Genomic DNA, 20,671 nt, shown 5'->3' on the forward strand with positions numbered 1-20,671 from the left:
GTCTGCCGCCAAACCGGTTTCTCTGTCACTGCCCGCTGAACTGCGATCACGTTTCGTCTTTCTGCCCAATCATGCCGATTCCCCAACGTGCAACTTTTCCGACCGACCGACCGGACCTGAACGTCTTGGTCACCGACGACGGTAGCCGGACGCTGCTTCGCACGGGTACATCAGACTCGTTTCATAGCGGATGCGGAGCCTTGAGCGAGACACGACATGTCTACCTTCACAATAGTGGTGTCGCCGAACGACTCGCCCATCAACGGCCAACTCGCGTATTGGAGATCGGTCTCGGTACGGCGATGGGGATGATCGTGACGATCGGCGAGGCGATCCACTGCGATAGCGAAATCGATTACGTGGCCTTGGAAACCGATTGGATCGCGGCGACAACGATGCAGCATTTGAATCCGCATGAATGGACCCAGGAAAGTGACTTGGTCGATCGCTATCTAGACTTTCGACGGTCGATTTCTACTCCGGTGCAGCCCGGCCGTTACCAATGGGCGTTTGACAGGCTCCGCAGATTGCGTGTCGATGTTGCCGACGCGGCTAAGTGGCGTCCCGGTGAGGAAGCTGCCTTCGATGCGATTTACTACGATCCCTTTTGCCCCGAAAGCGCGCCTCAGCTTTGGTCTTCCGATTGTTTTCGGCAAATGAAGTCTGCTATCACGGCAACGGGGACACTGACAACATACAGTTGCAGTCGCGCGGTACGGGACGCACTTGCCGAAGCCGGATGGAGTGTTGATCGTGTCGCTGGTCCGGTGGGCGGCAAACGCGAAGTGTTGATTGCGAGGCCACAATGAGCGAGTTGCCTTCTAAGCCAAACGCGTCTGACTATGCCTACGATGTAGTCCCATACCAGAGTTGGCCATTCCCCCAAACTCATCCCGACCGATTGGCGGTGATGGCGAAGCTGTTTGGAATGAAACCAACCCTGATCGGTCGAGCACGGGTATTGGAAATCGGCTGCGCTGCGGGCGGCAATTTAATTCCGCTGGCACAAACGTATCCTGAAAGCGAATTTGTCGGCATCGATTTGTCGCAAAAGGAACTCGCCGAAGGCCACTCGACTCTGAAGCAACTCGATATAAAAAACATCCAGCTTCAATGCGCCAATATCTTGGATGTGGATCATCGCTTCGGAAAGTTCGACTACATCATCGCTCATGGCGTTTTCAGTTGGGTGGCAAATGAGGTGCAAGAGTATCTCTTTCGACTTTGCAAGTCGTTGCTCCAACCGCACGGCGTTGCCTACATCAGCTTCAATACTTATCCCGGTTGGCACATGCGCGGCATGATTCGCAGCATGCTGGTGTATCACACAAAACAATTTACCGATCCGCGTGAGCAAATCGCGCAAGCTCGCGGACTGTTGCGATTTCTGGGCGATTCGGTCCCGACGAAGGACAATCCCTACGGTGCATATCTGCAACAAGAAATCGATTTATTTGACCAGTCGGACGATTCGTATCTCTTTCACGACTTACTGGCGGGTATCAACGAACCAACGCTTTTTCACGAGTTTGTCGAGCGTGCCGAATCACATGGACTGCAATACCTTGCTGAATCTGATCTAGCGTCAATGGCGTCATGTAACTTCGATAAGCAGGTCGACGAAACGCTGCAGCGGATTTCGCAAGACATCATACAAATCGAACAGTACATGGATTTCCTGCGGAACCGAACGTTTCGGCAGACACTGCTTTGTCACCGCGATGTTTCGCTTGATCGATCGCTGACGCCAGCCGTCGCTGCAGAATTGCATTTCGCGTCGCCAGTCCGGGCGGAATCCGATTCGGTCGATCTTATTGAAGGCGTTCGTGCGAGGTTCGTCGCATCAGGAATCGCGGTCGGTTCGGCGAGCGCGATCATCAAAGCGGCGCACGTCGTACTCTCAGAAGCTTGGCCGGAGTGGTTGCCGTTCGAAACAATTTTCGAACGTGCTGCGGAACTCGCTAGCCTTCAAAATGCATCCTCCGAAGAGACTTCGCTGATGCGGATGAAGCTCGGCGAACACTTGATACGTTGTTTCGCATCACGCGCTGTCGACGTTCATTCATCCAATCCGACATTCCAGGCGTTCGTCAGCCAACGTCCCGCGATGACGCCACTTGCGCGGCTCCAGGCAGAAACACTTGGTTATGTCACCAACCAAAAACACGAAGTCGCAAAGCTTGACGAGTTCTGTCGGGCCGTGACTCGTTGGTGTGACGGAAGTCGCACCATCGATCAAATCGCAGATCAGCTTCGCGACGCCGTTGTGAAAGGCACACTTGCGTGTCCGAGTCGGCCCATGAAAACGCTGCCTCCGGATGCTAACGTGACAACACACTGTGTTCGCTGGGCGATCGATCAACTTCGTTTCGCTTTCCTCTTGATCGGATGACTTGCAGCCGGCTTCCTCGACGGCAACACTAACTCACATGACCGACGAAACCCCCAACATTAAAATCTCGGGCGCCAATATTCAGTCTTCCGGCAACGTGCAAATCGGATCGGCACCGGCGGATTGCTCGTTAACCGAAGCGATTCGTGAGACCTTGGTAGCGATCGAACAACGTTCGCGGCGACATCGAAATTTAGTCATCACAATCGTCGCTTGGTTCTTTCTCGTTGCGATGACAGCTATCCTGGTTTGGTCGCTAGAGGTGTTGATCGCTTGGCTGGCAATCGTCGTAATCATCGGCGGATCGCTCGCACGTGACAGCGTTGCCGTTCACCGCTGGCTCGACGGCGTCGTAAGTCGTTTTGAGGAAGAGCGATTTGGAATCGGAGTGTTGATGGAAGCACTTCGCACCAATCCAAGTATTCCCAAAGAAACGCTCGCATCAATGCTCGCGATGCTCGAAGAAATCCAACCGTCGCTCGAAGCCGCATCGGATCCGCTCGAACTGCTATCGATTCGCCGGGGCATTCAATCCAGCATGCGCCACCAATGGCTTCACATTGTCATAGGATCGTTTTTGTTTGCCACACTCCTTGGTCTGGGTATTTTGATGCTCACCAATCCAGGCTTGCCAACCATTTTGGGTTTTGTTGTTACCTTGGCCGTCTGGTTGATTGTTCGTCTCAAGGGGTAGCATCATGATCTACCTTGATTACGCAGCAACGACACCAATGGATCCACGCGTCGCCGATGCGATGAGTCCTTTTCAGACCCAGCAATTTGGCAATCCGAACAGTCGCGACCATGCGATGGGCTGGGACGCGAACGATGCAATCGAACGGGCACGGTCACAAGTTGCCAGCCTGATCAATGCGTCGCCAGAAGAAATCATCTTTACCGGTAGTGCAACAGAGTCAGTCAACCTAGCGATAAAGGGCTTAGCGTTCGGAAGGATGATCGAGCGGCTAGCATGCCGGTGGACCATCGTTACGACAGCCGTTGAACATGCTGCGGTTCGATCGACATGCCAGCGTCTGCAACAACTTGGAATTGCAGAGACCGTCGTCAATCCGGTCGATCGATCCGGGCAGCTTGAACTCGCTCAAGTCAACGCCGCGATCAAGCGCGAAAGCACCCTCGCTTTGGTCGCCATGCATGCCAACAATGAAACTGGCGTGCTTTTTCCCATCGATGCATTGGCCGAGATCACGCACCAACACGACACGTATTTAGTGACTGATGCGACTCAATCGGTTGGCAAAATCGAAGTCGACGTTCGTGAAATCCCCGTCGATTTCCTGGCGTTCTCCGCACACAAACTTTACGGACCCAAAGGCATCGGCGCGTTGTACGTTCGCGGCGGAATCGAAGCCATTCCCCTGGCACCATTGATCGATGGCGGCGGGCAGGAACGCGGCCTTCGCGGTGGGACGCAAAACGTTGCCGCGATCGTTGGGTTTGGCAAAGCCTGCGAACTCGCTGGCAAAGGTCTCGCGGATTACCAAGCTTGGCTGACCGAGTACCATTCGACGTTTGAAGGCACTCTGATCGACTTGTTGCCGGACGTTGTCGTGAACGGAGGAGATGCGGCACGAATCCCTTCCATCTCGAACCTTCGTTTTCCTAGCATCTGTGGCCAGGAACTCATTCGTGAAATGCAACAACTTGCCGTCAGCCAACGATCGGCTTGTGCGAGCCATCCCAACCAGGGTAGTCATGTGCTAGAAGCGATGGGGCAGTCACCAGAAGACTGTCGCGACGCGATCCGATTTAGTTTCGGTCGAGATTGGAATTGCGCCGCGGAGGAGCAACCGAGCGCAGGCGTGGTTGCTCAAATCGTCGCCGACGCGGTCCTAAGTCTCCGTACCAAATAACCTATTGGTTTTCGTCCCAGAACGCCTCGATCCGAGCGGTGGTGTCTTTCGAAAAGTATCCTGATTGCAAATCTTTCTTGAACACCTTGTCGTAAAACTCGATACCGGATTTGGTCAAAAGCCCTGAGTGCAATGAAAAGTCCCCGGGCAGCTTGCCGTCCGCAAACTCGGCCAACCCCTCGTTGCTGAGGAGCTGTTTCTTTTGCAAGAACGACATGATCTCAGTCATCGCTGCGAATTCGCTTTCCTGAAGGCTTGGGTGCGAAGCGTTCAAGTCGGCATAGAGTTTGAAGTCGCTTGGCAGTTTACCTTGCGAACGCAACGCATCGACAAATTCGAGCTCGGCGACAAAGCATGGCAGGCTATAGGCGACCTTTTTCACGGCATAGTTCGACGGCACATCGCGATTTCCGATGATTTTCCAGTGCTGCCAATGAACACCGGTTTGCTCGATTCGAAATTGGGACAGCGGACTGGCTTCGGAGGCAGCCGCGAGATTGGGCATGCCGTTGGTCAACAAGTCCAGCAGTTCGATGACGACATCGTCGCGTTTAAGAACTTCGACAACCTGACCTACCGCGAATTTGTCACGTACCAACGGGATCGCCACGAAATCACCCACCACCGCTTTGGGTTTTGCGGGACGTTTCTTGGTTTTGATCGTGATGGCAGCGACTGATTTGATTTCGTCGTCCAGCGACTCCGACAATTGGCCGTTCAATGCGGTTTCCAAATGAAACGCGATTTCGGCTACGGATGGCAGCCGCCCGAGTTCGTCTTGGTAATGTGTTGCAAACTGCTGCAGGAAATCACTGCAGGCATCCAAACCACTGTCACTGAATGCCAGCCCGTCCGCGTCTGCACCAGCGGCATCCTTGTTTGCTGTTAACCAGCCCATCGTTGACTCCTTTGATCCGAAACGGATCGCATGCTTATTTCGTTTTGGCTGTGATTGCGACGACGTCTTTGTCCGCGCCTTCGGCGCAGTAGCGCTGTGAATCGGCAGCCAGCACCATTCTTAAACTGAGCATCAGTTCGTCTAGCTTTGGTGCTCGTGCGAGTTCAGACTGTTGGTATTCGTCCGCAAACTGATTCAAAAATTCGTTCGTCAATCGTTCCGCAGCATCGCTGGTTTCGATCGTCTGCTTGCCTTTGGTCAGGCTCGTCCACTTTGCGTTTGCCATCAGATCCTTCGTTCTTCGGTGACCAAGTGTTTTGCCGCACGGGTGAATTGCGGACCTGGATAGTTGGAGCACGGACTTATTTCGAGCACTGGCCCCGTTTCGATTTGTCGCTGTTCTGTTCGTTGCTGAGGAACTCATCCACGTAGGGCTTGCCCGCCTTCATCCGTGGTTTCCTGACCTTTGGGTCCCGGTTGGGCGCCATGCTGTTGATTTCGTTAACCAGGGGGCCTTTCTTCAAACCCTGTGTCGGTCCGGGTTTCTGAATACCATAGTGGTCGATCAATCCTTGTTCAATTCCTTTCGCTACGCCATGACGAACACGGATTTCGCTGCCCTCGGCATCGGTCAGCGGCATCAAGACCCAGTTCTTGCGTTCCGGATCCTGGCGGTGTTGTGTTTGACGTGCCGAAACGTCTTGTTTGGTGATGCCGACGTAAATGACGTCGCCATCGGGACGATTGCCTTCGCGGACAACATAAACGGTTTCGTCCTGCGGGCCGGTGCTGACCCCACTGGGATCCAAACCGAAAAAGTCGATCCACAAACAGGGGTTCGGAACATAGGCATATTCCAGCAACCCTCCATCGAGGCGGATCGGGTCGCGTGATAAGTACGTCGCCGTCTCCGGACAGTAGTAGCGGAAGCGGTTGTAGTGCAGTCCCGTTTCCGCATCGAACCATTGACCAGGAAAACGCAAGTCACAACGGACCGAGTCACCGGTTTGAGCTTCGGTCGAGCCCCAAGCCAAATAGTCCGCGTGCCAAACGACGTTGCCTCGATCATCGATCAATTCACGAGGCACTCCTACTTGATCGGTGATACACGCGTAGCAGCGACCATTTTGGATCGTTGCCAACGGGCGCAGGCCATCGGGTTCGTAAACCCATGTATCGAAGTCGCCCGATTCCTGGTCACGGATTTCGTGGATGATGAATCGCTCGTCCCAGACAAAACGCACGTCACCATCTGGTCCTGACTTACAGACACGGCGCCCAAGCGCGTCGTACTCGTACGTCCAGACGTCACCGTCCGGACAAGTGACGCTACGCAAGAACCCTTCGCTATCCCAGGTGTATTGCCAAGCCTTTTCTTGCTCCGTGCCAGGACGCCAAACCTTTCTTACCAGCCGTCCGTCCGAATCATAGACGTACTCCGCTTCACCTTGAGAAAGGATTTGGTTGGCCAAGCCGACTTCGACGGAATACTGGCCGTCGGTTTCCGATGTCGCCCCGGTGATCTGCCAGCTCGCGCGCGTGCCTCGCCCGTCATATTCGAACTGTTCACTCGCCCCACGTTCGCGGCGCGATTCAGTCAATCGGCCGACAGCGTCGTACTGGTATTCGGTCGTGCCCCGCCGGGCGTCCTCCAGACGTCCCACTTCGCCAGCGTCATCGTACGTGTACCTACGATGAGCGAGAACGGAATCGGACAGGTGCAGTGTCTCGGACTCGGCCGGGTGTTCGCCGGGACGTGCGACCCACTGTTCGAGTAGATGGCCCTCGCTGCCATAGGCCAAACGCATCTCGAAGCTGTCATCACGCAACCGCTTCGTCTCGCGACCGGCGAAATCGTGTTCGAGGTGAAACGTTTCGGTGCCGTTGATTTGCACCGATTCGGGCGTGAGTGCCGATCGATAGTTGAACGCGACATCCAGTCCAAGATCCGATTCAAGTTTTGTCCGAATCCCAAATCCGTCGTAGGCGCTTTTGACCGCGATGCCGTTTTGCGATTCGACCAGGATACGGCCCAGTTCGTCACGTTCGTACTTGACCTCGCAGGCGTCGTTGACGGCCGAAACCATCAAGTTCAATTCGTCGTATTCGTACTCCTTCGTCTCGCCGTCGGAGTTGATGACGCGAATGATCTGACCGGCGATGTCGCGTTCAAATTCGGTGACTTCGCCCGCACCGTTAGTGACTTGGCGGATCAGGCCGGCGGGATCGCGATCAAACGTTAACGTTCGGCCGTCGTATCCGATTTCACGAGCCACGTGACCGTCGACATCATATTCGTACCGATACGTTTGTGTCTCGTTGGACGAAAGGCTTAGCAATCGCCCAGGCTCCGTATCCCAGTGATAGCGAATTCGCCGACCATCTGCTTCGACAACTTCAGCCAACCGCCCGCATGTTCCATAGGTCAACGTGCGGACAGACCCGTCAGAACCGGATTCGCGGATTCGATTTCCGGCTCGGTCATATCGAAAGCGCGACATACTGCCGCCGGGAGTTCCGATCGATACCAGACGGAACATGCTGTCGTACGCGAGTTCGGTTTCGCCGCCTTCCTGGTTGATGCGTTTGACTTTTTTACCGAAGCCGTCGTATTCGAACAGCACAACCGTCCCGTCGCAATCTTCGGTGCGAACTGGATCGCCTGACCCGTTGTACTGAAAGTGTTGGAACTCGCCACGCGCATTGGTGTAGCGTTCCAAATCCCCGCTGCGGTTCCAGGTGAACTGGCCGGAGGAATCGCACGGCCCATCGACCGCGATGATTCTTCCGCTGCGGTCGTAGCGTCGTTCGATAACGGCGCCGTTGGGAAGCGTCACCGAAGTGATTTGGCGACGTTCGTTGTAGGAATACGCGGTGACTTGGCCGAGTGCGTTTGCCGAACTGGCGAGGTTACCATCTTCGTCGTACTCGTTTTTCTCAATGCCGCCAACGGCATCGACGGTTTCGGTGATTCGCCCGAATTCGTCATAGCGTGTGAACTGTTTGGCGCCCGAGGGCGAAACCTGTTGCCAGACTTGTCCAGACGGCAGCCAGTGGTACTTGGTGATCAAGCCATGACTGTCGGTAACCTCTGTTGTCCGCGTCGCGTCGAAGTAGCGGAAGCTCTTGCGGTCATAGTTTTCCAGACCAGTCGCAAGAACACAGCGGCCTTGATCATCAAACTGAAACGACCAAACGGCACCATCCTTTTGTACGATCCGTGTTAACCGGCCGTTTGTGTCATAGGTGTATTGCTCGGTCGCGCCCGTTGGGTCCCGAATCGCTTGAAGGCGTCCCGACGCATCATATTCATAATGCATCAGAGCACGTGATTCACCGCCGCTGCCTCGCAAAGACAGTCGACTTAGTCGGCCGACGATGTCGTAATCCAACTCGATCGCACGTCGTTCGCGGCGCTGTGCCGCACGCACCAGTTGCTCTTGCTCGTTGTAGAACAGGTCGATGCCAAAGCCGGCCGTGTTCTCGATCGAGCGCAGCTTGGACACGCCACGTTCAACTGATTCGAAAAGATAACGTGTGACGAGAAACGTGTCCGTATTCCACGACGTGACGACAAGCTTGCCGGTTTCATCACGTCGCAGTTCCAGGAATGCCCCCGGGACGCGAACAGGTTTTCCGTTTCTCAGCTCATCAAGCGTGCAGCCAAACTGGATCTCTCCACCGGATTCGTCGACAAACTCGATCGCGGAATCGCCAATCCGAAGTTCACAGAACAGCGAACCGGCCCAGCCTGGTCCCAGCACGCCAGGACTTTGATCCAACAGCGCCGTCGAATAGTGCCGCTTGAACTCCAGCGGCATGCGTCCGTTCAGAAAAAAGTCGTTGTTCGTTTCGAACAGTACCCCGGTGGCAACATCCACTGGGTGGCCCGCACTGACGCTGCCTTGCTTTCCGCTCATCTCATGTCCCAACGCTTCTAGAAAGCTGTTTCAGATATTAACGGCAGCCGCAGTCATCGCGGCCTTGCATCCGCTTCAGGCCGCCTTGCAAGCTCGCCGTGACAGCAGACTTTGCCGTGCTGACGGCCAACTGCTGAGCGAGCTGAGCCATCGACATGCCGACCAGTACGTTGGAAAAACCGATCGTTGCCGCGTTGGGGGCGACCGGGATGTCACTGCAGCTGGTCGCCATCAGCGGGCACACGAAAGCCAGCGGTCCGCCGTTGACGGTCACCGTTGGACTGCCCACCGCCGTCGAACCTTGGGCACCAGGATACGGCACAGGAGGCATCAACAATTTCGCCCAAGTCATCCACTGGGTGTATGCGCCGAAGCTCGTACTGATCGTGGACATCGTCGTGATCGTGTTCGTCGTGTCGATCCCCGTGACATCTTTGACAAACTTCTCAACGCTCTTTGGCTTGGGAATCATCGCTGCGATGGCAGCGATCGCGATGTTGGCAAAAATCGTCAACGTCATCAGCGTGGTGCCCATCGCGACGTTCATCAAATACCGTTTCCAGTACGGCGTATTGGTCGGTGTGGGCGGAACCGGTGGGCCTTGGGGCACGTGGAAAAAGTATCCCATCGCGCCGACGCCACAGGCCGGCATCCCGTTGATCAGCACGTCTGCTTTGGGAAACGACGGCGTGTGCCACAGGTAAATCGGTCCAAAATACGGGTGCACTGGTGGGCCAACGACAGCGTGCACGTCGACGCCAACAACCGAATCAAACAGTTTTGCGGCGGGATAATGTGACATGATTTTTCTCGATCACTGGCGGAAATCGATTCACAACAATCCGTTGCTTCAGGGGTTCGCCTTGGTGACTCGGATCGATCCGGTTAGACGTGTGATTTGGTATTCGACCGACAGTGTGTCCCCCGCAGAAACACGGTCGTAAACTTCTTTATCGAGGGGGAAATCGGTTTGTTGCTCGTTAATTTCAAGTTTTACGACATACGCCTCAGGCGTCTCGGTCACACGCACAATCTGTTGGTTGCCGATCGGCTGGGTAAAGCTGCTCGTGCCGCCTTCTTGAAAATACTTGTCCAGGACCGTTGCCGTGCCCTGATGCGTCGGCAAGCCGTTCGTATTGATTGCCGCGAACAAGTAATACGCGACCACGCTGCACAGCACGATCGCCGAAAAGAAATAGATGAACCGATTCGGCCCCGCTGGCTGATTAAATGTCGCCTGCCGGATCGAAGATCCGCTGCTGTTTGAGGGAGTGACTTCACTCATTCAATCGTGACCTCCATCGTTCGCATTTCGGGTAACCAATCCGTTCCGGGATAAGGAACCGCAGCTCGCCAAACCAAGTCGACTTGGCGTTCTTCCATTCGAATTTGCACCGTGTGCAGCACCACGTCTGGCTGCTGGCATCCACTTCCGATGTCCAATCCCATTCGCGGCCGTTCGGCTGGCAAATGAAAATCGAACGCACCCTCAGGCGTCAAACCTTCGGTGCGAACACGTTCGTTGCCTCGCAGAAACTCCATTGCTAATCCGGAAGACGCACCGTTGAAGAAGCGAAAGTCCATGTCCGGAATTTGAGCATCCATGTACTGTTGACGCTGCTCATCGGGAATCGACTGCGCATAGATCGCGCGCAACTCCTGCTCGGTCGCTCGGTCGGCTGGCATGATCCCGGCAAGCTTCGCACGAGGCTGGCAATACTTCGAGAACCACCCAAAGCTTTGTGGCATTGGCTGACGTTCCCACTGTGCGTACTCACCCACACACAATCGGTCGGGGGTCAGTGGATCGTTGGGATCTTCCAGATTGGGAAGCTGTAATTTGTGAAGCGTTTTCTTGGACGCTTTGACGACGAAACCTTTGCCCAAATGGTTTCGTGGGTAAGGATAGGCCACCGCTGGATCGGTGTAGACATCGACGCCGCCATAAGCGTTCTCATACCGAAGCTCAACCGATTCGAACGGCTGCGGATCGGAAATGACGGGAGCCTTGCCCATCCGATACTCACAGCTTCGGTCACCGATGACCAACAGCCTCTTTTCGATGTTGCCAACGGAAAGCGAGGCGATCATTTGGCGAGTCGGGTTGCCACCGGGCGCGTAGGCGCTGCCCAACACGACGACATCCGTTGCCAGCTTGAAGGGGACAAAGTCGCCTTCCATTTTGACCGAGGTGTTCATCGGGTCGCCGTAGAACAAGTCAGCCGGGTTGATCGGTTCGTCTTCTTCGGCCCGTTCACAGCGTGCGTTTTGTTTCAGGTTGTACGTCCGCTTCAGCAGAATCGAAAGCACATGTTGGCCCGTCGGCGTTTGCCCTGGCAACACGATCTGTTGCTCCTCGCGTCCGTCGGTTCCGGTGGACTGTTCAGAAGCTTCGGCGTCAACCGCTGCCGCGGGCGTCGCCATGCCTTCCAAAGTGACTTCGAATTGGCTGGCTCCGGCGGTGATTCGGTCGCCATGGGAAAGCGGTCCTTGTGTGATCCGCTGGCCGTTGACCGAGGTACCGTTGCTGCTGTTGAGATCTCGAATGGAGCATTCCGTCTCGCTGTAACGCAATTCGAAATGGACACTCGACAAGGCGGGGTCATTGGCAATCACGAAGTCGGCGTATTCGGTACGTCCGATCGTCATCACACCGCGATTGCGTCTCCAATGCTTTTGCCCAGTCCCTGGGCCGGCGATGACGGTCAAGATAATACGCATGATTTACCGGGCAAACGCCTCCAGGTTTTGCAGTTTTGTCAGCCACTTGCGATCGGGGTTGGAAAGCGATCCACGCCAAACCAAATCGACTTGGCGATCTTCGACGCGAACACAAACGGTGTGCAAGACCGGATCGAGTTGCTGAACGCCTTTTCCCAAATTCAGAGTGACCTGTGGCGGTTGGCCCGGCAGCTGAACTTGCAACATCCGGTCCGGCGTCATGTGGTGAATTGTAAGGACTTCGTCACCGCGAAACGGCGCAAACGCCAATCCGACTGACGCACCGCTGTTAAAGCGGATATCAAAACTGGGCAGTTTGAATTGGCGAGCCAACGCAATTTGACCTTTTGGAACCAGGCCGAGCGTTTCTTCACGCATGACTTCGTCCGGATCGACGAACCCAGGGACCGCGCCGACGAAAGAACATCGCGGGTACCACGTTTTTTGAAACCAGCCGAACCCTTGCGGAAGTGGCTGTTCATTCCAGGACGTTAGCGATTCCAAACACAACCGCTGTGGCGTCAACAGGTCATTGGGGTCTTCCAGATTGGGCAGTGCCAACCCTTCGATGGCTTCGGGGATGTTTTTGCAGACGAATCCTTTGCCCACATGATTCCGCGGATAACTGAACTCCAGTCCGGGTTCGCTGACGCGATCGACGCCGCCGTAAGCGTTTTCGTAACGGATCGGCATCACCGTAAAAGGCTCCGGCGCAGAAAACTCCGGTGACTCGCCATCCCGATAGCGGCAAAACCGATCGCCAAAGACGCGGATCAACTTTCGTTTCGTACCGACATCAACGGCGACGTCGAGTTGCCGAAGTGGCTTTTCGTCTGGCGCGTGTGCAGAGCCGAGCACGACGACATCCGTCACCGTTTTAAATGGCGCCAGGTCCGATTCGAACTGGACCGAACAGGTTTCTGGGTCGCCTTCGTCAAAGAATTGGTCTGCCTGCTGAATAACGGCAGGCTTCTCGGCAGGGACAAGCTTTCCTGATTTGGCGATGTCAAACGTTTGCTTGGTGACAACGGCTAGGACCGAGTGACGCTGGTCATCGACGCTTGGCAAAACCACGCAGGGCAGGTCTACGGTCGGGGCGTCAATACTGGACAGCGTTTCGGGATCGGCATTGGGCATCGCGGTGGCAAACAAACGTTGGATGGATCAACTCGGCAGGGCATCGGTTGGCAGCGCTGCCGAATTAGTTGAGCATGATCATACCGCCTTTGATCATGTTGTTTGCTTTCGCTTGTGACAATACCATCGCGCCTTCGAGGACATTGTTGTTGTCGGCTTTGGAGGTGACAGCGGCACCGTGGATGTTGACCGATTCTTTTCCCTCGATGGCAATGTTCATTCCGCTGATCTCGATCGTACCGTCAGCTTTCATCAGCAATTTTGACTTGCCGACTTCGAGTTTGATTTCGGTCGCGGCGGTGACATGAATGTGCTGAGTTTCCGAATCGATCGTGATTTCTTTTTTGACCGTTGTTGCCGACATGCCTTTGGACACGGTGCGTGCCCAGTTGCCTTCGGTGACGGTGATCGTGGTGTCTTTCTTGATCGTTTCGGTGTGTGTGCCGTCGACCTGGATGGAGCGATCATTGTGAACCGTCTGGCGATCGTCATGCTCGATCGTCGAATCCATGTCGTACTGAGCGTGCAGCCGGATCAGCTCCTTGCTCTTGGTGTCGTCCATGATCAGTTCGTTGTAACCGCCACCACCCATGGTGCTGTTGGTTTTCACGCCACTGATGTTTTTGGAGTCCGGCAGCCCATAAGGCGGCATGTTCTGCGCGTGATAGACTCGGCCGGTGATCAATGGGCGATCGGGATCACCTTCCAGGAAACTGACAACGACTTCTTCGCCGATCCGCGGCAGGCTGATTGCACCGAATCCGGCGCCGGCATGGCTTTGCGATACGCGAATCCAGCAGCTGCTCTTTTCGTCATTTTCGCCGTAGCGGTCCCAGTGGAATTGGCACTTCACGCGTCCGAATTCGTCCGGATAGATTTCTTCGGATGGCGGGCCCGTGACCATCGCGGTCTGAATTCCGCTAATGATCGGCTTGGCCGTTTGACGTGCAGTGCGAAAAACACGTGATGCAGGGATACAGCGGATGTTATTTCGATACACCAGTTCGTTGCTGCCGCCGGTTTCATAGGCCATCGGCTCGCTGGCCATGTGATCGATCGACGTGATCGCAAAACCTTGACCTTCTTCGCTGGTGTCGCGGTGCTTGCCCACCGTGAAACGCCCGCCGGCTTGAAAGGTCTTGCAAAAACTGGTGGCCGAGATGATGTCGTAGCGTGTTTCTTCGGCTTCTAGTCGGACGCGTGTTTCGACGTCACCCACCGACTTTTCTTCGTATTCGCCAGGGTAATCGTACAACTCGTAGTCGCTGATCTTATCCAAGTCGATCACGCTGGTGCTGCTACTGTCGGCGGCCAGCGAAGTGCTTGGCGTTTTGAAGTTGTAATCGGTCTGGGCGTATTTGCCGGGGATGAATTGGTACTGGCGTTCCCAAGCCGTCAGGTGATCGACGATCGCGTGTGATCCGATGTTGTCCGGATAGTCGACGGTACTTTCGGGCAATTGGTAATAGGCGGTCGCGTGATCGGCGATCACCAATTGATGTTTGCCTTCGGAATGCTGAAAGAAATAGAACAGACCTTCTTGTTCCATCAATCGCGAGACGAAATTGAAATCGCTTTCGCGGTACTGGACGCAGTATTCCCAGCTTTTGTGGTCGAGTTGGACTTTGAATTCGAAGTCGGTGAAGCCGCAGTCTTGGAAGACCGATTCGATGATTTTCGGGACGTCGGTTTCCTGGAAAATCTTGCAGTCGCTGGTCTGAGTCAAAAACCACAGCCAAGGTACGACGTTGACGCGGTAGTTTCGTCGACCTTCGGAATCGATGTCACCGCGTGAGAGGCTGCTAACGTAGCCGTGCCAGTGGCGTTTGGTATTGTCAGCCAGCTCGATGCTCCAGCCGATCGGCGTGCCGACCAAGCTTTTGGCTTCGATCGCCGGATCGTCGCTGATCATTTCCAATTGGTAATTGAACAGCCGGCCGATCTCTTCGGATCCGGAGAACGATGTCAGCAACAAAACGTCGTCACCAAGAGCCGTGGTGAGATTCAGCAGGCGGTTTTGTTGTTGCAGTGTCATCGTTCAGTCACAGATACGTCAGGATCGAAAAGTTGAATCGTTTTTAATGGTTGTCGTTGCGGGCGACAATCGGAACCAGGCGAGTCATGAAACCAACCTGCAAAATAAAAACAGGCCCGTCCGCCCGAAATCGGCGAACGGACCGTTGTCGTTTGATGCCAGCGGCGTTGCGATCAGCTTTCGCCTTCTTCGACTTTCCAGCTGTATTCGACGTTGCCTTTCTTCTTGCCCTTGGAGTCGTTCTCGGTGTAAGTGACTTTGATCTCTTCAAAGTTCAGCGAGAAGTCTTCGACGGGAACCGATTCGCTTTGGCCCGATCCGCTAACGTTGTAGCTGGTGACCAGAACGTTGGTCAGCGTGTACTTGTAGTACGTGACGCGTCCGGAATCGTTGTACGAAGCGGTCAGGTCGATTTCAACTTTGGGGTAGACCTTGCCTTTGCAAACCGACTCGGCGATCTTTGGGCTGGCCTTGTCCAGTTCCTTCGTGCAGGTCAGGTCTTCCATGATCACGTCGCCGCGACGACGCGATGCACCGGTGGAGCTTCCACCGGGTTGGTGGACGGCTTGTCCGAACGACAGCAGGTCGCTCCAAGCCTTGTGGTCTTTGTCTTTGCTTTCGCCGTCAACGCCATCGAATTTGATGTAAGCAGCCATTGGGGATTCCTGTGTTTCGGAAGGTTCAGAAAGTGGTGTGATTTTTGCTTGGCGATTTGTCTCGCCGCCATGCACACTACCGTTCTCGACCTCTGCCCTGGAAAGTTTCGTCCCACCAAAAAACTTTTCTGACTTTTTCGCCAGGCAATTTTTAGCCCGTAAAAAACGGGTTCAAAATCGTCCGTCAGCGGTCACTCGGACTTTGCCTGGGAGATTTCCAAGGCAACCGGGTTTGCCTTCCCGGCCGAGGTGTCGATTTTCAATCCCTCCCAAGTCAACGTCCGACTGCGATTGCTAATCGAACCGCTAAATTTCAGTGTGTACTCGCCTTCAGGCAACACGCCAAAGTTAAAACTGCGGTCGGTCCCCGAAAGGAACTTCGATTTCATGTTGACCCCGCGCGGTGCCGGTGAAAGCGTCAGGTCGCCACTCATCCCGGCGCCCGTATTGATCGTTCCATGCAGCCAGCCTTTCTTTGGCGCGGCTTTAGGCGTCGTCATACCATCGGCAACCGCCCCTTCCGAGCTTTTGACGACTTGAATCGGTTCTTGAGATTCGAACGAGTTTCCCGACGCGTCGGTTGCACGGACCACGATGTGATAGTGCTGTGCGAGCGGAAACTTGAACGCCGTGCGAGCGACGGGAATCATCGCCGCGTCGTTTGTCACCGGCGGATCAAACGTGTAGCTGCCACGCTGCGTGTTGGCCTGCCCATCGCCGGTCGTATCAAGGCCATACTCGATCGTTCGAATTCCCGACATCAGTCGGCCTTCGTCGCGTGCCGAGATCGTAAAGGGAACCGTGGTGCCCTGTTGAAGCGGACCTTTGTGCGAACTGGCCGGTCGGACCGAAATCCAATTCGGCGCGGAAGAATCAAAGATCGCGTTGATCGCGGTGGTTTCGACTTCGCGTCCGCCGAGTAGCAAACTCGCATTCAGCGGAACCTGGCCAGTTGCATATTGCCCCTGCGGTAGATCTTCGCTGATGTCGGTAACGGTTGTTTTCAGCGTCACCACGCCATCCAGCGTCGCTTCGGCAAGCTCCGTTTTGACGATCCGGTCGGTCAAGTAGGTCGCATACGGACGGCCTTCGACTTCGAAACGCAACTGAGGCTGTCTTTCGGCTGTGAAATCACCTTTGAAAAAGTCCGCTTGCAAGGTTGTGCGCAGAGCCGCGCCGCCGCCTTGAAAGTAAACCTCGCGTCGTGGGGCGAAGATCGATTGCCCAGGCTTTTCTGGATCGCTTTCCTGATCGCCGGCGGAACGTTTGAGATGGCGAAGCAAACCGAATTTGATCGAATTGCGCGTCTTGCTTTGCCCCAAGCTTCCCGATTGGTGTTCCACGACGGACGAGATCGCTCGCGGCCAACCATCGACATCCAGTTGAACCCACGTCCGGTTGGAACGCGAATCGACAGGCACGCTGATGAATCCGACCGGTTCACCGGCAGTCCCACGTAAACGCAAAGGCCGTGAATCGGGAGCTTTCGAAGTGCCCGGCTGGAAACTCTCCCATTGGTCATCCTCCAGCCAAGTCACTGTGATTGGCCGAGTGGCGATCTCCGGAATCTCGTCATCGGTTTGGTCGCCGTCGATCGATTTCAACAGTCGAGCGTTGACCTCCACCCGCCCGCCTTCATAACTGACTTGGGTATCCAGGTAATCGTGTGGTGCCCAAGGTTTGGCGACCAAGTAAATGACTTGATCCTTATCGGCCAGTGGCTGGTCTTTTTCATCCACCAAGCGACAGACCAATGCCATCCCGTGGCTAATGTCCATTCCGTCAACAGCAGGCTGCGAAGGGGGTGCTGGTGGTGGTGCATCGGGTTGGGCAGGATTGCTGGGGCGAAAGCTGACCGGGACGGGCTGGCGATCCGCAGGGATTCCGATCACGGCTGGCCCCATCAGGATGCGTTCGGGACGCAGAAAGCGGTCTTCGATACGACCGTCGTTGTCCAAGACACGCCCATCGGCCGGATCCGAATAACGCTGCTGGGCAAAATCAGGCCAATAAGCACGGACATCTTGAGGCATTGGGCTGGGCAATCGCACCAACCACACTTTCGCCCGGCATGCCTTGCCCGCTTCGTTTTTTAGGCTCAATTGAAACGGTGTCTTGCGATCGTTAAACGTTCGTAACCACATCCCGGCTGGCCAGTTTCCTTGGCCGCTTTCGGTCGGAACACTGCATCCGATCCCGCGGTAATTGGACGCGATAGCGATCAAGCGATTTTCGGCTGGCAATTCGATCGGAATTTCGTAGGTTCCGACGACACCCTCGACTTGGTCGCTGGTGCGGTCGCCGCGAATCCGGATTTCAAGCACCAATGACTCATTCGGCTCGGCAACGCCTTGGGCCGTGATTCGGACCGGGATTTCACGATCACGATCGGCAGCGATCGACACATCAACCGTTTGATCCGGCTCGATCCCGCTTTGTCCCGGGATTGAGAAATCAACATTGACGGGCGGATCACGAAAACTGCTTGCGGTCGAACGAACGGCGTAACTCAATAGCAACCGCGTGGCAGACGGTCGATCGGGATTGATTTTCAGGTTTAAGGTCTGTGAATCGTTGGACGTCCCAAGGATCACCGCCGCATCGCCGGTCAACGGCGTGCCGTTGGCATCCACGATCGCCACGTTCGGACGTCGTACAATCGGTTCGGCGGTAACGCGGTGCAAGAGCGCTGTTTGGTTGACCGGCAGCAGTCCCAGCCGCGGATCAACACGCAGGATCGCGGCCATTCGAGGTCCAAATTCCGCGTCCATTTCCGTTGCCAAACGGAGCTGCCAAGCCGCATCCCGTTCGGCTGCGATGGACGGATCCGGTGCCGCGTTGAACTCTGCCAGGTGCATTTCATATTGGCTGACGCGCTGCCGATCGGCTTCATTGGCGACCGTCTTGGCCAAGCGGACATTGGCGACGTTGACTTCACGCCAAACCCGGTCAGAGCTGTCGACCGGAGCCGAGGTGATCGCTTGATAAAGCTGCCGCCGCTGTTTGGCCGAAGGGAGCGGGCTACGGAGCCAAGCGTAGGCGGTGCGAACCAGTTCCCAAGTCCGCTCGGGATCATTGCGAGAGAACTCGTTCAGCAGGTTGCCAATCGACTGATCGACATTTCGGTCAAAGCTATCGAGCGAGTCGAAGAGATCTCGGCGTTGGCGATCGAATTCCGCTTGCGAAGGCGACTGACCACCGCTTGCCGACCCGATCACGCTTTCGGCCACTTTGACGACGCTTAACAAGCGTGTGGTGGGAGCCTCGGTGCCGGCAACGATCGCTTGCCGCTCAAATTCTGACAGTGCCCACAGCCGGTTGTAAGCGGCCGCGATCGCGTGCTGTAATTCGTCCGCGACCGTCAATCGTCGGTCGCGCCGTTGTGAACGTTGTCGACGTTGCTCGCTCTCGACGAAGTCGCGCATCTTTCGAATCAAATCGTCATTGATCGAACCATTCGTCGATTTGCCAAGCAAGACATTTTGCAACTGCTTCAGATCATCGACCACGATCTGGGCGAGCTGCGTTGACGACTGTGGTGCCGACGCATCCAAGCTTTGCAGTTCTGCGGCGAGCACTTTGAGTGTAAGTTGCCGCCATAGCTGCGGTGCCAATGCGAGTGGACTGACAACGGCGTTTTCTTCACCGCGATTGCCGCTGCCAAGTTCAAAGGGGACGGCTTCGAAACGGTCGCGAAAATCCCAAAACGTTTCCGCAATCGGTGTCGACTCGTTTCCTGGAGTGGCTCCGTTTGCCAAAGCGGGCGATTGATTGGCTGGCGGTCCAGTTGGTTGCGATGCGGAGTCCCCCGGTGCTGTCTCTACTGGAGACTCAGCAGCATCAGTGTTTGTACCTGCGTTGTCGGCTTGGAAAGCGACGGTTCGAATCGAAAGGTCGATTGCACCGGGGCGTGGAGAGATTCCCGTGGCAGTGTTTGCCGACGCAGTGTCCTCGGCGGCGGGTTGCGATTCGGCTGGTTCTTGTGCTTCGTCGTTGGTGTCCGTATCGCTGGCGATGGATCGAGTCGCATAGTTGATCCAGACCTCGGAAATGGCGTCGTCTTGTAATGTGACGGTGCCTTGTCCACCGCGAAGCAACAACACTTGGGGAGCGTCATCACGTCGTCGCGGCAATCGGCTGTACCGATCTCCCAAATAGCCACAAAGTTCGGGAAGCGTCACGATCCCGTCGCCGTCAAGTTCTGCTTCGCCGCCAATGCCGTCGAGCAGGGCTTCAGACGCGATCGGCATTTTCGCTGCCGGGTCCCAGCCGGGATTTTGTAGCGGTCCGCGCGTGGACAACACCCATACATGCTCTGCCGCCGGTCCGTCGAGTGAACGGACGAGCGTTTCCAGTTTCGCGAACACCGACTCGTTGGACTGGCCGAGTGCCGGGTGTGCTGCCAATGGTTCGACGTCCAGCACCACCAAGCGGCTTCCCGTGAACGACTCGGGGGCTTGAGATGCCAGCGGGGCAAGGATTTCGCTGAGCTTCAACAGGCCGACGGGCTGCAACGAGGTGGGATCGAATCCGAGGTCGCTGCACGCGATCGCCGGATCACCGTTGGCGTCTTCGAGCAAATAACCACGGATGACGACCATCAGCGTGTCGTCTTTGTCGCTGAAATACTTGGCGACTTTCGTGGTGTCTTGAAAACGAGATCGAATCGTCTGTGAAGAATCGTCGAAAACTTCGGCGCCGAGTTGTTCTCGGACAGCGTTTCGAACCGATTCGGCATACAGCCCCGGCGTCACGATGTCCAAGTTGTACGACGGCGAAATCATGACCGTGACCAGATTCCGGTCCGGTTTTGGACGAAGCAAAATGTAAAGAAACAGGGCCAACAGCAACGCAGCGATCAGCGTCAGTACCGCCTTGGTCGTCCGACGCTTTCCGGCAGCATTGTCATTGCCGCGACGCCACGACTGTCGTTCACCGAAATTACCAGCTGTACTCATGAGCGATTCGTTGATTCGTCGCCAAAGGAAACACGTTCATACCGTCGGGGTGGCGACCTTTCGTGTTTGCCACTCCGCTT

General features: G+C 55.6%; 14 protein-coding genes. 4 read left to right on the plus strand and 10 right to left on the minus strand.

Annotated elements, in window-relative coordinates; all coding sequences use genetic code 11:
- Nucleotides 1–71 precede the first annotated feature (71 nt).
- From mnmD to CGZ80_RS11455, 4 genes are read left to right on the plus strand one after another with little or no spacing between them, the layout of a single operon-like run.
- Entirely contained in the window at nt 72–809 is a 738-nt protein-coding gene (gene mnmD / locus CGZ80_RS11440; RefSeq protein WP_158222659.1) for a tRNA (5-methylaminomethyl-2-thiouridine)(34)-methyltransferase MnmD, read from the plus strand.
- The gene (locus CGZ80_RS11445) at nt 806–2,392 is read left to right on the plus strand and encodes a methyltransferase regulatory domain-containing protein (protein ID WP_094414432.1); all 1,587 of its coding nucleotides are present in this window, start codon (nt 806–808) and stop codon (nt 2,390–2,392) included. The genes mnmD and CGZ80_RS11445 overlap by 4 nt, the downstream gene beginning before the upstream one ends.
- A 37-nt stretch (nt 2,393–2,429) precedes the next feature.
- Nucleotides 2,430–3,086, plus strand: a complete 657-nt coding sequence (locus CGZ80_RS11450; protein ID WP_143543879.1) for a hypothetical protein — start codon at nt 2,430–2,432, stop codon at nt 3,084–3,086.
- 4 nt (nt 3,087–3,090) lie between these two features.
- Nucleotides 3,091–4,266, plus strand: coding sequence for a cysteine desulfurase family protein (locus tag CGZ80_RS11455; RefSeq protein ID WP_094414436.1), 1,176 nt, complete (start codon nt 3,091–3,093; stop codon nt 4,264–4,266).
- A gap of 1 nt (nt 4,267) precedes the next feature.
- On the opposite strand, the gene CGZ80_RS11460 is transcribed toward CGZ80_RS11455, so the two are convergent.
- The 10 genes from CGZ80_RS11460 to CGZ80_RS11505 form a co-directional block, all read right to left on the minus strand.
- Entirely contained in the window at nt 4,268–5,164 is an 897-nt protein-coding gene (locus CGZ80_RS11460; protein ID WP_094414438.1) for an Imm26 family immunity protein, read from the minus strand.
- 34 nt (nt 5,165–5,198) lie between these two features.
- Nucleotides 5,199–5,450, minus strand: a complete 252-nt coding sequence (locus tag CGZ80_RS11465) for a hypothetical protein (protein ID WP_094414440.1) — start codon at nt 5,448–5,450, stop codon at nt 5,199–5,201.
- Between the two features lie 76 nt (nt 5,451–5,526).
- Nucleotides 5,527–9,084, minus strand: coding sequence for an RHS repeat-associated core domain-containing protein (locus tag CGZ80_RS11470; protein WP_094414442.1), 3,558 nt, complete (start codon nt 9,082–9,084; stop codon nt 5,527–5,529).
- Nucleotides 9,085–9,121: 37 nt separating this feature from the next.
- Nucleotides 9,122–9,886: a hypothetical protein gene (locus CGZ80_RS11475; protein ID WP_094414444.1), complete on the minus strand. Its 765-nt coding sequence runs from the start codon at nt 9,884–9,886 to the stop codon at nt 9,122–9,124.
- Between the two features lie 48 nt (nt 9,887–9,934).
- Entirely contained in the window at nt 9,935–10,369 is a 435-nt protein-coding gene (locus CGZ80_RS11480) for a hypothetical protein (RefSeq protein WP_094414446.1), read from the minus strand.
- Nucleotides 10,366–11,805, minus strand: a complete 1,440-nt coding sequence (locus CGZ80_RS11485; RefSeq protein WP_094414448.1) for a DUF2169 domain-containing protein — start codon at nt 11,803–11,805, stop codon at nt 10,366–10,368. Before CGZ80_RS11485 ends, CGZ80_RS11480 begins: the two co-directional genes overlap by 4 nt.
- A gap of 3 nt (nt 11,806–11,808) precedes the next feature.
- Nucleotides 11,809–12,942 carry a DUF2169 domain-containing protein gene (locus CGZ80_RS11490; RefSeq protein ID WP_094414450.1) on the minus strand — a complete coding sequence of 378 codons (1,134 nt, stop codon included), beginning with the start codon at nt 12,940–12,942 and terminating at the stop codon, nt 11,809–11,811.
- Between the two features lie 64 nt (nt 12,943–13,006).
- Complete coding sequence (locus tag CGZ80_RS11495) at nt 13,007–14,977, minus strand: type VI secretion system Vgr family protein (RefSeq protein ID WP_094414452.1); 1,971 nt, start codon at nt 14,975–14,977, stop codon at nt 13,007–13,009.
- A gap of 173 nt (nt 14,978–15,150) precedes the next feature.
- Nucleotides 15,151–15,633 carry an Hcp family type VI secretion system effector gene (locus CGZ80_RS11500; RefSeq protein WP_143543880.1) on the minus strand — a complete coding sequence of 161 codons (483 nt, stop codon included), beginning with the start codon at nt 15,631–15,633 and terminating at the stop codon, nt 15,151–15,153.
- A gap of 191 nt (nt 15,634–15,824) precedes the next feature.
- On the minus strand, nt 15,825–20,591 hold the full coding sequence (locus CGZ80_RS11505; protein WP_094414456.1) for a hypothetical protein: 4,767 nt from the start codon (nt 20,589–20,591) through the stop codon (nt 15,825–15,827).
- Nucleotides 20,592–20,671: the final 80 nt, after the last annotated feature.

Origin of the sequence: Rhodopirellula sp. MGV (assembly GCF_002251265.1) — a bacterium.
In the GTDB taxonomy this organism is placed as follows: Bacteria; Planctomycetota; Planctomycetia; order Pirellulales; family Pirellulaceae; genus Stieleria; species Stieleria baltica_A.

What these genes read in the sequence shown, in the direction of transcription:
- mnmD (WP_158222659.1), top strand. Translation starts at nt 72, where the DNA reads ATGCCGATTCCCCAACGTGCAACTTTTCCGACCGACCGACCGGACCTG.
- CGZ80_RS11445 (WP_094414432.1), top strand. Translation starts at nt 806, where the DNA reads ATGAGCGAGTTGCCTTCTAAGCCAAACGCGTCTGACTATGCCTACGAT.
- CGZ80_RS11450 (WP_143543879.1), top strand. Translation starts at nt 2,430, where the DNA reads ATGACCGACGAAACCCCCAACATTAAAATCTCGGGCGCCAATATTCAG.
- CGZ80_RS11455 (WP_094414436.1), top strand. Translation starts at nt 3,091, where the DNA reads ATGATCTACCTTGATTACGCAGCAACGACACCAATGGATCCACGCGTC.
- CGZ80_RS11460 (WP_094414438.1), bottom strand. Translation starts at nt 5,164, where the DNA reads ATGGGCTGGTTAACAGCAAACAAGGATGCCGCTGGTGCAGACGCGGAC.
- CGZ80_RS11465 (WP_094414440.1), bottom strand. Translation starts at nt 5,450, where the DNA reads ATGGCAAACGCAAAGTGGACGAGCCTGACCAAAGGCAAGCAGACGATC.
- CGZ80_RS11470 (WP_094414442.1), bottom strand. Translation starts at nt 9,084, where the DNA reads ATGAGCGGAAAGCAAGGCAGCGTCAGTGCGGGCCACCCAGTGGATGTT.
- CGZ80_RS11475 (WP_094414444.1), bottom strand. Translation starts at nt 9,886, where the DNA reads ATGTCACATTATCCCGCCGCAAAACTGTTTGATTCGGTTGTTGGCGTC.
- CGZ80_RS11480 (WP_094414446.1), bottom strand. Translation starts at nt 10,369, where the DNA reads ATGAGTGAAGTCACTCCCTCAAACAGCAGCGGATCTTCGATCCGGCAG.
- CGZ80_RS11485 (WP_094414448.1), bottom strand. Translation starts at nt 11,805, where the DNA reads ATGCGTATTATCTTGACCGTCATCGCCGGCCCAGGGACTGGGCAAAAG.
- CGZ80_RS11490 (WP_094414450.1), bottom strand. Translation starts at nt 12,942, where the DNA reads ATGCCCAATGCCGATCCCGAAACGCTGTCCAGTATTGACGCCCCGACC.
- CGZ80_RS11495 (WP_094414452.1), bottom strand. Translation starts at nt 14,977, where the DNA reads ATGACACTGCAACAACAAAACCGCCTGCTGAATCTCACCACGGCTCTT.
- CGZ80_RS11500 (WP_143543880.1), bottom strand. Translation starts at nt 15,633, where the DNA reads ATGGCTGCTTACATCAAATTCGATGGCGTTGACGGCGAAAGCAAAGAC.
- CGZ80_RS11505 (WP_094414456.1), bottom strand. Translation starts at nt 20,591, where the DNA reads ATGAGTACAGCTGGTAATTTCGGTGAACGACAGTCGTGGCGTCGCGGC.